Here is a 14,025-nt window from a genome sequence, read left to right as displayed (position 1 = left end):
TGGCAGGCGAAATTTTTATGCAGTCCGATATTATTCTGCTACTGAAATAGCATCAACCGGGCACACTTCGGCGCAAGAGCCACAATCAGTACAAAGATCTGCGTCAATCTTGTAGATATCTCCTTCTGAAATTGCTTCTACTGGACATTCATCGATACAAGTTCCGCAAGCGATGCACTCATCTGAAATTACATAAGCCATAACACTTCTTTTTTATAGTTAAAGATTACGAGCAAATGTACGAGTTTTGCAAAAAAATCAAACATCTACCCTTTAATTTTTTACCAGTCCAAATAAGCAGTCTTAAGATGGGCTTAACATCAGCCCTATTTCGGGGTTACAATCACCTTGCCGCCCCTGCTTTCGATTCATTTTTCAAGTTCTTTTCGTAGAATCGGCAGCAATCTTTCAACCCACATTTTCCGCATTTGGGTGAACGCGCCAGACAAATATAACGACCGTGAAGAATTAACCAATGGTGAGCCAAAGGAACCAGCTCTGCCGGAAAATACTTCATGAGTTGCTTTTCGGTATCCAGTGGTGTTTTGGAGTTTGTTGTTAAGCCAATTCTTGCCGAAACCCTAAACACATGCGTATCAACCGCAAAAGCCGGCTTTTCATACACGACAGATGCAATCACATTTGCCGTTTTACGTCCAACTCCGGGCAGCTTCTGCAATTCCTGCACATCATCAGGCACGATACCGTTAAAGTCATTCACCAGCATCTTAGCCATTCCTACAAGGTGCTTCGCTTTGTTATTCGGATACGAGCACGATCGGATATAATCGAACACTTCTGCCGAATCGACCTCAGCCATAAGCTCTGGCCGTGAAAAGCGTTTAAAAAGCTCTGGCGTAATCTGGTTTACCCGTTTGTCGGTGCATTGTGCCGAAAGAATTACCGCGACAAGCAATTCATATGGGTTAGAGTAGTTTAACTCGGTTTCGGCAATCGGCATTTCTTTCTGAAACCAGTCAATCACTTTTTGATAACGTTCCTTCTTTTGCATATTCGACTATGTCTAAAGGAAACAAAAATAGGGTATCCCGGTAACTATGCAAATTATTCCTATTTTTGCGCAAAACACGATATGATGATCCCTTATATACAGGCTGAACAAATCTCGAAGCGTTTTGCTGAATCCATGCTTTTCGAGAATATTTCCTTTACCATTTTTAAAGACCAAAAAGTTGCCCTGATTGCTAAAAATGGCGCAGGAAAAACAACCATGATGGAAATCTTAGCAGGAAATGATTCTGCTGACAACGGGAAAATCACCGCCACAAAAGGGCTTAAAATTGGTTATCTTCGGCAAAATCCGGAACTTAATCCGGGCTTGACAGTACTGGAACAAGCACTGAAGTCGGACAATCCGGCCATGCAGGTTGTTCGTGAATTTGAAAATGCACTCAAGCACAACGATCAAAAAGCCATTGAGCATCTTTCTGTAAAAATGGACGAGCTGCATGCCTGGGATTTCGAAGTAAAAGTCAAGCAGATTCTTAGCCAGTTGAAAATCGATAACTTCGACCAATTGGTTGGTCAACTTTCCGGAGGGCAGCAAAAACGACTGGCACTCGCCAATGTTCTGGTAAACGAACCGGATTTGCTGATGCTGGACGAGCCAACCAACCACCTTGATCTGGAGATGATTGAATGGCTGGAACTCTATCTGGAAAAAACAAACTGCACCCTATTTATGGTCACTCACGACCGCTATTTTCTGGATCGGGTTTGTAATGAAATCATTGAAATCGACCAAAATCAGGTATATAGCTACAAGGGAAATTACAGCTATTATCTGGAAAAACGGCAGGAACGGATTGAACAACAGCAAGCGTCAACCGAAAAGGCTCAAAACTTATTACGTACCGAGCTTGAATGGATGCGCCGGATGCCCAAAGCCAGGAGCCACAAAGCCAAATATCGGGTTGATAATTTCTACGACCTAAAAGAAAAGGCCGGCTTTCGTCGTCGCGAAGACGATCTGGAGCTCAACATCGCTTCATCGCGAATGGGTAGTAAAATTCTGGAACTGGAGCATGTATCGAAAGCCTATGGCGAGCTCAAGTTAATTGAAGATTTCACCTATAAATTTTCGCGTTTTGAAAAAGTTGGGATTGTGGGGAAAAACGGAACCGGAAAATCTACGTTCCTTAATGTCATCACTCAAAGCCTATCTCCGGACACCGGGACAATTGATTGGGGGCAAACCATAAAAATTGGTTATTACCGTCAGGATGGAATCAACTTTAGATCATCGGACAAGGTAATTGATGTCGTAAAAAACATTGCCGAAGTTGTTGAGTTTGAAGATGGCACAAAAATGACTGCCACTCAGCTTTTAACCCGATTTTTATTTCCGCCGGAAAGTCAGTACGGACTGATTGAAAAGTTGAGTGGCGGCGAACGCCGAAGACTTTACCTTTGTACCATTTTGATGCAAAACCCCAACTTCTTAATTCTGGATGAGCCAACCAACGACCTCGATATTATGACGCTAAATGTTTTGGAAGATTATTTGGCGGCTTACGACGGTTGTGTTATCGTGGTATCCCACGACCGCTACTTCATGGATAAGATAGTCGACCATCTGTTTGTGTTCGAAGGTGATGGAAAAATAAAGGATTTCCCGGGCAACTATACCATTTACAGGAATAGTGTAGAGGAAGAAGAAAAGCTGGAAAAAGCAGAAGTAGCCGCCAGCATTCAAAAGCCGATTTCCGAAAAGCCAAGAAAGCAAACGCAAAAGCTGAGCTTTAACGAAAAACGTGAATTTGAACAACTGGAAGGAGATCTGGAACAGTTGGAAAATGAAAAAGCAGAACTGGAAGAACTAATGAATTCCGGTGATCTTTCACCGGAAGAATTGCTCGAAAAAAGCCAGCGATACTCTTCCCTATCCGATGAATTGGATGAAAAAGAATTGCGCTGGCTCGAACTCAGTGAAAAAATTTAATCTCAGAGGGCAACCTGCATTTCTGCTTGCTTCAATAGGACTATGATTTCCTGAATCCGATTCGTAATTGAACTTGCAGAGAGCGTTGCCCCCGAAATGGCTTGAATATCTTCACCATACTTAAGATCGCCACCCTTAAACCCATCAAACTGGCTTAACCACTTTTTCGAGGTAATTTCTCCCCCATGGTCCGAAATATAATGGATTACTCGCACCATTTCTGTCGATTTATTTACATCCGTCAATACCAAAAAGCGAAATTCGTCATACCTTCCCATACCGTTTGCGTCAATAAGGTAACCTTTATCCTCGCCTTTAATCCGTACTTGATAAATCGCATTGACTTTATCTTTGAGTTGATCATTTAGCTGGCAAAGTTGCAATTCAAGATCTCCTTTGGAAACTTTCATTTCTTTCACTAAAACCTTGAGGATCTTTCCGGAGTCGAGTCCGAAAAGATCCAATTGGCATGTAAAAAGAAGTGTTATCAATGTTGCTATGTAAATTTTTTGCTTCATCTAAAGTTTGATAAAAATTTGATTCGTTGTGTAAATGCTGCGTTGTAAGGTATCACATCGACTTAAAACCAAACTCCGATACCAAGATTGAATTGTTTTGTTGTAGAGCTTCCCGATGACTCGTTTTTCATCCACTGCATATCGGCTTTCAATACAGCCCCTGAAGTTAACCAATAACCCACACCTGCCGTAACATCCGCACGATCATAGGCTAAGTTCCGGGTAATCCCGTCTGTCTTTTGATGTGTATTGTATTGCTCATAGCGAACAAAAGGAATCAATTTCTGATCTGTTTGCTTTGCATTTAGAAGATCGTAACCGGCTTCTAAATAATATCCAAACATCGCGCTTCCCAGATCTTTACCGGTAAAAGCATTATACTCATCAGAATTGCTAATCGATGCGTGATACAGTTGTCCTTTCAAAACCAAACCTTTTAACGAATATGCTGCATCAACACCAACCATACTGATTCCAACGACCGAAGAATCTGCTTGTGCTTCGGCCAGATTATCACTTTTATCCATTCCATCGTAAAGGCTCGACTGCGTGTTTCCGAAATATCCGCTTAATCCCAGTTTAAGTCCGGGGACACCATAATAATCCACCTTTGCAGCTAGGTTTGGACTCGACATAAACGACTCGGCTCCTTTTTGACGTCCCGAACGAAAACCGTTACTTCCTTTCAATGTACCAGACCCGCTATAGCCGTTAAATCCGTTTACGACATATACCTGATATTTCAAATTCAAATCATTAAGCCGACCATTGAATCCCGCTCCGATCTCGCGCCAGGTTGTTGGGCTAATATTGCTGTCGAGATTTGGGCGCTCAACACCATTATAAGTGGTTGGCTCATGATACTCGTTGATAATCCCCATAGGAATCAGCAACAATCCTCCTCTGAAACTCAACCAATCATTAATTCTGTAATTTAAGAAAGCCTGCTCAACATAAACTTCCTTCACATGCTCATATTCTACTTCGGCAATAAATTGAGCCTTTTCATTGAAACGGTAACCGAACATCAATACCATCCGATGAACATCTAAATTACCGTTTGAACGGGTATCAGAGGAAAATTCCTGATTATAATCGATCTGTGCATACCCGCCAATTGTCAGCTTTTGATTCGAATCAAGCAAAACATCTGCTGTATTTTGTGCAAAAGACAAACCAGCAATCATCATAACGGCCAACAGGGCCCCAAAACTTTTAATTATCATTTTCATAGAGAGATTAGATTAATAGGCAGCAAATTTAGGCTCAGTTTCACCTCTCAACAATCCCAATTAATTGGGATATTTGCCTCCATTAACCAATCACTATACAGCTAGAATCACTATTCGGGGGGACTAAAGCAGATTAATCGGATTCAGCCAATCCATTTCAATGATTTTACAGCCAACTGGAAAGATGCATAGCGGCAGCTGGAAACCGTTAAATAGCAACTTTCACCCTAGCGAAATTCGCAGGATTTGTTGGGTTTGCTGGGTGATCTTAAACCGATCATCAATTCGGCGTCCAAGGATCCACACCACTTTTTTGCCGCTATAAAGAATCCAGGTGGATTCTTTCTCGGGGATCGATAATTTTTCATCGATAAAGAAATCGCTGAGTTTCTTCATCCCGCTCATTCCCAGAGGTACAAAGTATTCACCTTGCTCCCATCGCTTCAGAATTAGTGGAAACTGAAGCTTCGAATAATCGAGATCGGCAACCATCGGATTTGTTGAAAACCGAAATGCCGGGCTATTGGCGATTGTCTCCAGATTTAGGCATACAGGCTCAGATACTGTCCGGCAATTTTCGTCAATGTAGTAACGTTGCTCTACTAAATCCACCAATTCTGTCAACAGCAACTCTTGACGGTCTTTTACCAGTCGGTGCGTTTTACTGAAAAAACTTTTGCCAGCCTCCGTGTTCATCGAGTCGATAATCTCGCCCACTTGTTCGCCATTAAAACCATAAGGATGTAAAAACTCGAACAACAAGGTGTGTTGCGGTTGAAGCGCTTTCAGCTTCTCAATGTTCAGGCGGATTATTCCTTGGTCTACCGTCTTCAACCCGCTGATCATTTCGGCTATCTTCTGCTGATAAACACGAACAGTGTCTTTTAAAAATACGGCCGTTTTCGCGGCATTCTTCCGAAATGCCGGATTGATGGACTCAAACAAAGGGATAATTTGGTGGCGAACGATATTTCTCTGATAGATGAGTTCGTCATTACTCGAATCGTGCTTATAAGGTAAATTGTTCGCTTCAGCATAAGCTACAATTTCGTCGCGCGAGGCAAATAGCAACGGACGAACAATCGCACCATTTTTAGACTGAATGCCGCTCAGGCCCCGAATACCTGTTCCCCGGCTGAGGTTGATCAACATCGTTTCAATCAAATCATCGCGATGATGAGCAGTTGCCAGAAAATCATATTTCAATTGTTTTCTGATCTTCTCGAACCAGCTGTATCGCAAATCCCGTGCAGCCATTTCAACCGAAATTCCTTCCAAATGGGCATATTCTCGGGTATCAAATTGCTCGACGAATAACTCAATCCCCTGTTCGCCACAATAATCCCGAATGAAAACCTCCTCACCGTCCGATTCAGCACCCCGCAATTTAAAATTGCAATGGGCAACACAATATTCATAGTTCGATTGCTGAAAAAGCTTCAACATCACCATCGAATCAGCACCACCACTAACTGCGAGCACCAGTTTGTCGGTTTCGGAGAAAAGATTTTCATCCTGAATATAGGTTTGGAAGGCTTTGAGCATGATCTATCGTCCTACAACTTTTTCAGCAATTTTCACAATCACCTCAACGGCTTTTACCATCGATTGAATCGGAACATATTCGTAGGGGCCGTGAAAATTGTGGCCACCGGCAAAAATATTCGGACAGGGCAAGCCCATGAACGACAAACGAGAACCATCGGTACCGCCGCGAATGGCACGAATAAGCGGCTCAACACCAACCTCGCGCATTGCTTCTTCAGCCAAATCAACAATATACTTCACCGGCTCAACTTTCTCGCGCATGTTATAGTACTGATCCTCCATTTCAATCTGAACTGTTCCATCGCCATATTCGTCATTCAGAAAAACACAAGCTTGTGTAAGCATCTCTTTCCGACTATTAAACAATTTCCGGTCGTGATCGCGAATGATGTAGGTAAGAACGGTTTTATCAACCTTTCCATCAAATGCAATCAGATGGAAGAAGCCTTCATAGTTGGTTGTGTGTTCCGGGCGCTGTTCGGGAGGCAACATGCTATTTAATTTTTGACCAACATGGATGGCGTTGATCATTTTGTTTTTTGCTGCTCCCGGATGAACACTTCTCCCCTGAATGGTAACAGTGGCCATCGCTGCATTGAAGTTTTCGTACTCCAATTCACCAATTTCACCTCCATCAAGCGTGTAGGCAAACTCAGCTCCAAATTTCTCCACATCGAAAAAATCTGCTCCTTTGCCGATCTCTTCATCGGGAGTGAAACAAATCCGAATTTTTCCATGTTTTATTTCGGGATGCTGAATCAGGTACTCCATTGCAGTTACTATTTCAGCAACACCGGCTTTGTCATCAGCTCCCAACAAGGTGTTTCCGTCGGTCGTGATAATCTCCTGACCGATATAGCCCAATAAGTCGGGAAACTGCTCGGGTGCTAATACAACTTTTGAGTTCAACTGAATTGAACCACCATCGTATTGACGAATGATTGGGTTCACATTCTCTCCGGAAAAATCGGGGCTGGTATCTACATGAGCAACGAAACCAATAACCGGCGTCTTTTCGTTGGTAGTTGCCGGAACAGTCGCCATTACATAGCCATATTTGTCTTTTTCCACTTCAGCGAGGCCAATCTGCTTCAGCTCTTCCACCAGTTTGTCGGCAAAAGTCAACTGACGCTCGGTACTTGGAAAGGTTTTACTCTTTGGATCGGATGTGGTATATTCTTTTGCGTATCCGACAAACCGCTTTACAACTGTCTCCTTCATATTATATATCGTCTGAATTAAATTTAAACCCGACACGCTTGCCGGTTTGCATCTTCGAATGATAAATCTCTTCCTTCATCTGTTCTACCGAAGCAATCTTCACCTGATCGTAAGGAGGAACCAGCAAATCGAACTCGATGGCATAACGAATTGCGGTATCCAAAATTTGCTTTATCGTCTCTTTCGAGATCAAATCATTTTTAAAATCTTTGACCAACTCACCTGACTGCCGTTTCCCTTCAACAAAGAAATGGTTTTCCCGGTTTACAAAAATCCGGGCAATCAGGTATCCAATATCCTGCATTCGATTGTATTTAAACGAATCGGAAAGGAAATTATAAATATTGATAATTCCACAATAGGAATTAAGCGGATCATCTTTTATATATTCGGTTTTCCAAACCGGGTGTTCCCGATTGAAAACAAAAACATTGGTGTGCATACTAAATAACAACATATCAGCAGCCAATCGAAATTCAGCCTCAAATGGGCCTTTTTCGTGAAAAGTAGGCAACGCTTCATCGTTAATCTTACTTTTCAGATTGGTTGAATACTCTTCGACCAATTCGCGAAGTGCTTCTTTTAAAATATTGAATGCGCCAAGTGTATTCTGGTAAACATCTTGTTTCACATTCGACTTAAGCACGATAGCTTCTATTTGTTTCGATTTCTTTTGTGCACTTTTCATACCAGTATTTTTGTTAAAAATAAGAAAAGCAGCCAAACTGACTGCTTTTATCCGGGTTGAAAAAATCATGTTAATAAGCAATTGCAAAAAGTACCCGTTCTTTTGAAGGTTTCCCGGTGTAAATACAAACCCCTTCTTCTTTTTCTCCTTCGAACGGTATACAACGAATCGTTGCTTTAGTTTCTTCTTTAATTTTTTGTTCAGTTTCCGGCGTACCGTCCCAATGAGCCAAAACAAAACCGCCTTTTTCCTTGAGCACCGTTTTGAACTCTTCGTACGTATCAACTTTTGTTGTATGCTCGGTGCGGTAGTCGAATGCTTTTTGGTAGATATTCGCTTGAATTTCGTCCAACAAATCAGCAACATACTGATCGATATTCTCCAGTTGGGTGATTTCTTTTGTCAGCGTATCGCGACGAGCAACTTCTACGGTTCCGTTTTCCAAATCGCGAGGCCCAACCGCAAGCCGCACAGGAACTCCTTTTAACTCGTACTCCGCAAATTTCCAACCTGGTTTCTTGTTGTCCGAGTTGTCGTATTTCACTGAAATGCCTCGGGCTTTGAATTTTGCCACAATTCCGGCTACTTTTTCATCAATCGCTTTCAATTGCTCTTCGTTGCGGTAAATTGGCACAATAACAACCTGGAAAGGAGCCAATTTTGGGGGCAATACCAATCCGTTATCGTCAGAGTGAGCCATAATTAAGGCGCCCATTAAACGGGTTGAAACACCCCAGCTGGTTGCCCAAACATAGTCCTCTTTCCCTTCTTTGGTCGCAAAACGAACATCGAACGCTTTTGCAAAATTTTGCCCAAGAAAGTGCGAAGTGCCCGACTGGAGAGCTTTACCATCTTGCATTAGCGCTTCAATGGTGTAGGTTTCCAGCGCACCTGCAAAACGTTCGTTTTCCGACTTTGCTCCCATTACAACCGGCAAAGCCATGAATTTTTCAGCAAACTCGGCATACACTTTCACCATCCGGTCGGTTTCTTCCAAGGCTTCTTCTTTGGTCGCGTGGGCTGTGTGACCTTCCTGCCACAAGAATTCAGCAGTCCTCAAAAACAGGCGTGTACGCATTTCCCAACGTACCACGTTTGCCCACTGGTTGCAAAGGATTGGCAGGTCCCGGTATGATTGAATCCAATTTTTATAGGTGTTCCAAATTATAGTCTCAGATGTCGGACGTACAATCAGTTCTTCTTCCAGTTTAGCATCCGGGTCAACAACAACACCTTTGCCATCCGGGCTATTTTTTAAACGGTAATGCGTAACTACGGCACATTCTTTGGCAAAGCCTTCAACATGATCGGCTTCTTTACTAAAAAACGATTTCGGGATAAATAAGGGGAAGTAGGCGTTTACGTGACCTGTTTCCTTAAACATACGGTCGAGTTCAGCCTGCATTTTTTCCCAAATTGCATATCCGTATGGTTTGATTACCATGCAACCGCGAACAGCAGAATTTTCAGCCAAATCAGCTTTCACTACTAGTTCGTTGTACCATTGCGAGTAATTGTCACCACGAAGAGTTAATTCTTTCGCCATTTCTTTTGATTTGGTATGGTATTTGCTTTATTTGTATTGCTATTTAAAGGCTACAAAGTAAATAAATTTATTCTTAAAAGTTACAGGAGGGTTAGTTATGAAAGCAAAAGTTACAATCATCTCGGCATTGGCACTACTACTTGGTGCTTGTACCACCGGGAACTATGTAACCGATCGGTACGACGATATCTACTTCACCCCCGGAGATGTACCTCCACCGGTTGTGGTTGACCCGGTTCCTGTTGACCCCGGTACTGAAAATGCAAAATACGCACCTCTTACGATGCGGGAACAAGCGTCAGAAACCGATGGAAGCCAGACTTATACCAATCACGTATTTACAACTGACAACCCCGATGCCGATGCGCATTATTATGACATGTCAGGCATGGAGTTGGTAGAATCAGACACGACAACATTGGCCAATGAAGACAATGTTAACTATATTATTAATAATTATTACGATGGCGATGATCTAGATTTTGGTTACCGAATCAACCGGTTTCACCGATATGACTATTTTTCACCATACAGCTGGAATTATTACGGCTATTATGATCCGTTTTACTACGATCCATTCTACTACAATTATTGGTATTCACCAAGCTGGAGTATGAGTTGGAACTGGGGATATCCATATGGCTACTGGGGTGGTTACTGGGGTAGCTCATGGGGATGGAATTCATCTTTATATTGGGGTAACTCATGGGGATGGGGACATCCACATTATGCATCGCACTATCCGTCCTATCACCACTACTACAATAGCGACGATTTCCGATACGGACAACGTCGTTCCAACTACAGCAATGTTAGCAGAGCCTCGTATGGTAGCAGAGACAACTATTCGGCCACCGGAAGACGGTCAGCAACAACCGTAGGTGCATCGAGCCGAAGTGTCGCCGGAGCGAGTACTTCTGTAAGAACTATTTCCAGCGCATCTGCCAGGACTAGCGCAACAACCAAAAGTGCGACTATTATGGACAAACGTCGTGATATCTCGAGCGGAAATGTTAGCACAAGCGGAAGAAGAAGTATATCTTCATCCAATGGTAGTTATTCTGGAACGAGCCGTTCAGCTCAAGGAGTAAGCCAAACTCCTACAGTACGTTCTACTACTCAAAGCAGAGGAACCAGCAGTGTAACCCAGGGAAGTACGACAACAACCAGACAATATACACCGAGCTATACTAAACCTCGAACAGTAACCCGTTCAAGCTATAATAACAGCTCATACAACAAACCAAACACGTCGTCATCGTCATATACAAAACCGGCAACGACCAAATCAGCGACTCAACAATCGACCTACCGAAGCTCGTATAGTTCGGGATCCACCTATCAGAAAGGATCCAGCACGACTAATAGAAGCTCTTCTAGCTACAGTACTCCGACCCGAAGCAGTAGTTCTTCGTCATACGGTACATCCAGAAGTACGCCGACCTATCGTTCGTCCAGCAGTAGCAGTTCGAGCAACTCGTCATACTCTTCGGGGTCGTCAGGAACTAGCACCCGCAGCTCTAGTAGCTCAAGCAGCTCTAGTAGTTCAAGCAGTTCAAGTAGCCGAAGTGGTCGTCGATAACCAACAAGAGGACTCACGCCAGCTTCTGAATATGAATCGATTCGCTAATTAATTTTCAAGCAGTATGAAAAAAATCCTTTATACAATCATCTTTGTTGCCGCCGTTTCGACAACTTTTGCACAAAATTTGGTTGACGCATTGCGATTGTCTGATCACCAAATACAAGGAACAGCCCGATCAACCGCGATGGGAAATGCCTTTGGTGCGTTGGGAGCTGATTTCACATCAGCCAGTATCAACCCGGCTGGAATGGGGCTTTATCGCAGCAGCGAGTTCGTTTTCACCACCCAACTCGGAAGTTCCGAGGTTAAGGCGAACTATCTGGGAACGAATGCATCGGATTCAAAATTTAATCTCAGCGTTCCAAATATCGGTTACGTCATCAATTTCCCCTCGGCACCAAACAGCACCAGCTCACTGGTAAGTTTTAGCATGGGGCTTGGATACAACCGAATGCAAAACTTCAACGCAAATAAACTGGTCATGGGACAGGGAGCTACCTCTTCGATGCTCGATCAGTTTGCTGTGAATGCTGACAATGGAATTATAGACGAAGCATACGAGGACCTGGCGATAGGTACTGGCCTGATTTACTATTATGATGAAGATCCTGGCCAAACCTACTTTCACGACCTTCTAAAATATCATTTAGATGATCCGGACAATCTGGAAAACTACAGCCATGACCAACGGAAGACATTTGCGCAAAAAGGGAGTATTGATGAATATACCATCTCATTTGCCGCGAACTTTAACCACAAAGTCTACTTAGGAGCTACTATTGGTATCCATGATGTATACTTTAAGGAAACAAGCAGTTTTGTCGAGAGCAATGTCGATTACGAGGGAAATGATTTCATTTACCAGCTCAATGACTATGGGTTTAATTCGTATTTAAAGACAACTGGCTCAGGTTTCAATTTCAAAGCCGGCGCCATTTTTAAGCCTGTAGATGAATTGCGGATTGGACTAGCTTTCCATTCACCAACCTTCTACGACCTGCATGACAGCTACGACACCTATATGTATTCGAACATTTCAGAGAGCGGACAAAATAGGTTCAGTGATGCCGCCTCTCCTTATTACGATTACGACTACCAAATGGAAACGCCTATGAAGGGAATCCTAAGTGCAGCCTATGTGATTGGAAAAGCCGGCTTGATTAGTGTTGACTATGAATATGTTGATTATTCAAACATCAAACTTCGGGATGGTGGAGATGGCTATAATTTCACCAATGAAAATCAAGATATTGACGAAGCTTACAAAGCGGTTGGTAACTTGAGAATTGGTGGCGAATACCGGGTGAATAATTTCTTCAGCCTGCGCGGTGGATATGAATATCTGCCAAGTCCGTTTAAATCTGAATCGTTTGGCGTTACGCAATTAAATGCAGATGCCAATACATCGAGCTATGCGGCTGGATTTGGAATTAGAAGCGGTGGTTTCTTCTTTGATATGGCCTATAAATACACCGAACAAACTTCTTATCTAGAATTATATCAGGTGCCGACTTCAGTCGATTCTCCAATGGCAAAATTCGACCAACAAGACCATCAGGTAACGTTTACTTTAGGATTCCGTTTTTAACAAATACAGAGCGCCTTAGGGCGCTTTTTCTTTCATTTGTTAAAACAACTTTCACTCAAAATTTAGGAATTGTTGATAACATTTGACGAACGTGTATTTAATTACATGGCGAATTGCCGTAACTTGTATACTCGATGCGAGACTTATATTATGGAACAGTTTAGACATATCGATTACGCTTCGTCGCTTGAAACATTCAGAAAAGCTGAAGGTTTAGGTCGTCGTTTAAAACTAGGTGAGTTTAGAACATCCAAATGGCTCCAAAAAGAAAACATTAAGCTGGATGATATTAAAAATATTTCCCGCGATTTTCCGGATCTTAGAATTTGTATTATTGGAGAGGGCGAATCGGAGGGTTTTTACATTTATTCCCAAAAAAAGGAAACTTGTCTTAAATTTGAGGCTTCAATTTTGAATTTGAAATAGCCAGACATGTTATCATCCGATCCAATTGGACAAGCAGTTCATAACTTTCATTTTAAACGCATTAACAAGCCGGTGACCATATACGCAGATGGTTTTGATCCGGATTATGTGCAACCTTCTTATTTCTTTCGATCTTTTGAGCAAATGCCTCAGATTGAGCAGTTAGCCTTGCAAAAAGCCCGTGGCCATGTTCTCGATGTTGGAGCCTGTGCCGGCTGTCATAGTATTTATCTGCAAAACAAAGGCATCGAAGTAACCGCACTGGAGCGCTCTGCACTTTGTTGTGGCGTTTTAAAAGACCGGAATATTCAGAACGTCATTCATTCGGATCTGTACAATCTTCACTCCCCCACTTTTGATACCATCCTCCTTTTGATGAATGGCACAGGGATAGCCGGAACACTCCATGGCTTCAATAATTTCCTTAAACACCTAAAAAAGCTACTAAAACCAGACGGGCAAATCCTGATTGATTCGTCAGATTTAATTTATCTTTATATGGACGAGGACGGATCGGCTTTGGTTGATCTGAATTCGGAAAATTACTACGGCGAATTGGTATATCAAACAGAGTATAACGGACAGAAAGGCACTGAATTTCCGTGGCTATATCTGGATCCTGAAAACCTAAAAGAACATGCCAAACAATGTGGATTGAAAATTGAAAAAGGAGATCATTTCGATTTTCTGGCAACAATCAAACATGCTTAA

Annotated in this window: 13 protein-coding genes; 5 read left to right on the top strand and 8 right to left on the bottom strand. The window is 42.6% G+C overall.

Features of this window, described 5'->3' with window-relative positions:
* Positions 1 to 30: 30 nt before the first annotated feature.
* Together ABZD21_RS13265 and nth are read right to left on the bottom strand one after the other, a co-directional pair.
* The gene (locus tag ABZD21_RS13265; RefSeq protein WP_107823877.1) at positions 31 to 201 is read right to left on the bottom strand and encodes a DUF362 domain-containing protein; all 171 of its coding nucleotides are present in this window, start codon (positions 199 to 201) and stop codon (positions 31 to 33) included.
* A 142-nt stretch (positions 202 to 343) separates the two neighbouring features.
* Positions 344 to 1,012 carry an endonuclease III gene (gene nth, locus ABZD21_RS13260; protein WP_372775514.1) on the bottom strand — a complete coding sequence of 223 codons (669 nt, stop codon included), beginning with the start codon at positions 1,010 to 1,012 and terminating at the stop codon, positions 344 to 346.
* A gap of 81 nt (positions 1,013 to 1,093) precedes the next feature.
* On the opposite strand from nth, the gene ABZD21_RS13255 reads away from it, so the two are divergent.
* Positions 1,094 to 2,962, top strand: a complete 1,869-nt coding sequence (locus ABZD21_RS13255; protein ID WP_372775513.1) for an ABC-F family ATP-binding cassette domain-containing protein — start codon at positions 1,094 to 1,096, stop codon at positions 2,960 to 2,962.
* 2 nt (positions 2,963 to 2,964) lie between these two features.
* Here the strand turns inward: ABZD21_RS13255 and ABZD21_RS13250 are convergent, their stop codons facing one another.
* The 6 genes from ABZD21_RS13250 to proS form a co-directional block, all read right to left on the bottom strand.
* A complete protein-coding gene (locus ABZD21_RS13250) occupies positions 2,965 to 3,480 on the bottom strand; it encodes an FMN-binding protein (protein ID WP_372775512.1) in 516 nt (171 codons plus the stop codon).
* 62 nt (positions 3,481 to 3,542) lie between these two features.
* The gene (locus tag ABZD21_RS13245; RefSeq protein ID WP_372775511.1) at positions 3,543 to 4,712 is read right to left on the bottom strand and encodes a hypothetical protein; all 1,170 of its coding nucleotides are present in this window, start codon (positions 4,710 to 4,712) and stop codon (positions 3,543 to 3,545) included.
* A 222-nt stretch (positions 4,713 to 4,934) separates the two neighbouring features.
* Complete coding sequence (gene tilS, locus ABZD21_RS13240) at positions 4,935 to 6,257, bottom strand: tRNA lysidine(34) synthetase TilS (RefSeq protein ID WP_372775510.1); 1,323 nt, start codon at positions 6,255 to 6,257, stop codon at positions 4,935 to 4,937.
* A gap of 3 nt (positions 6,258 to 6,260) precedes the next feature.
* Positions 6,261 to 7,481 (bottom strand): peptidase T, encoded by a 1,221-nt coding sequence (pepT, locus tag ABZD21_RS13235; RefSeq protein WP_372775509.1) that lies wholly within the window; start codon positions 7,479 to 7,481, stop codon positions 6,261 to 6,263.
* A gap of 1 nt (position 7,482) precedes the next feature.
* Positions 7,483 to 8,169, bottom strand: a complete 687-nt coding sequence (locus ABZD21_RS13230; RefSeq protein ID WP_372775508.1) for a hypothetical protein — start codon at positions 8,167 to 8,169, stop codon at positions 7,483 to 7,485.
* A gap of 70 nt (positions 8,170 to 8,239) precedes the next feature.
* Positions 8,240 to 9,715 (bottom strand): proline--tRNA ligase, encoded by a 1,476-nt coding sequence (proS, locus tag ABZD21_RS13225; RefSeq protein WP_372775507.1) that lies wholly within the window; start codon positions 9,713 to 9,715, stop codon positions 8,240 to 8,242.
* Positions 9,716 to 9,812: 97 nt separating this feature from the next.
* Between proS and ABZD21_RS13220 the strand changes: the two genes are divergently transcribed.
* The 4 genes from ABZD21_RS13220 to ABZD21_RS13205 all read left to right on the top strand — a co-directional run bounded on the left by ABZD21_RS13220 (position 9,813) and on the right by ABZD21_RS13205 (position 14,025).
* The gene (locus tag ABZD21_RS13220; RefSeq protein WP_372775506.1) at positions 9,813 to 11,297 is read left to right on the top strand and encodes a hypothetical protein; all 1,485 of its coding nucleotides are present in this window, start codon (positions 9,813 to 9,815) and stop codon (positions 11,295 to 11,297) included.
* A gap of 64 nt (positions 11,298 to 11,361) precedes the next feature.
* Positions 11,362 to 12,888 (top strand): OmpP1/FadL family transporter, encoded by a 1,527-nt coding sequence (locus tag ABZD21_RS13215; RefSeq protein ID WP_372775505.1) that lies wholly within the window; start codon positions 11,362 to 11,364, stop codon positions 12,886 to 12,888.
* Between the two features lie 150 nt (positions 12,889 to 13,038).
* Positions 13,039 to 13,314 carry a hypothetical protein gene (locus ABZD21_RS13210; RefSeq protein WP_372775504.1) on the top strand — a complete coding sequence of 92 codons (276 nt, stop codon included), beginning with the start codon at positions 13,039 to 13,041 and terminating at the stop codon, positions 13,312 to 13,314.
* 6 nt (positions 13,315 to 13,320) lie between these two features.
* Positions 13,321 to 14,025 carry a methyltransferase domain-containing protein gene (locus ABZD21_RS13205; RefSeq protein WP_372775503.1) on the top strand — a complete coding sequence of 235 codons (705 nt, stop codon included), beginning with the start codon at positions 13,321 to 13,323 and terminating at the stop codon, positions 14,023 to 14,025.

This window comes from Mangrovibacterium sp. (assembly GCF_041596335.1).
Taxonomy (GTDB): Bacteria; Bacteroidota; Bacteroidia; order Bacteroidales; family Prolixibacteraceae; genus Mangrovibacterium.
The sequence above is the reverse complement of the archived record's forward strand: the minus strand, read 5'-3'. Positions and strand labels throughout refer to the sequence as shown.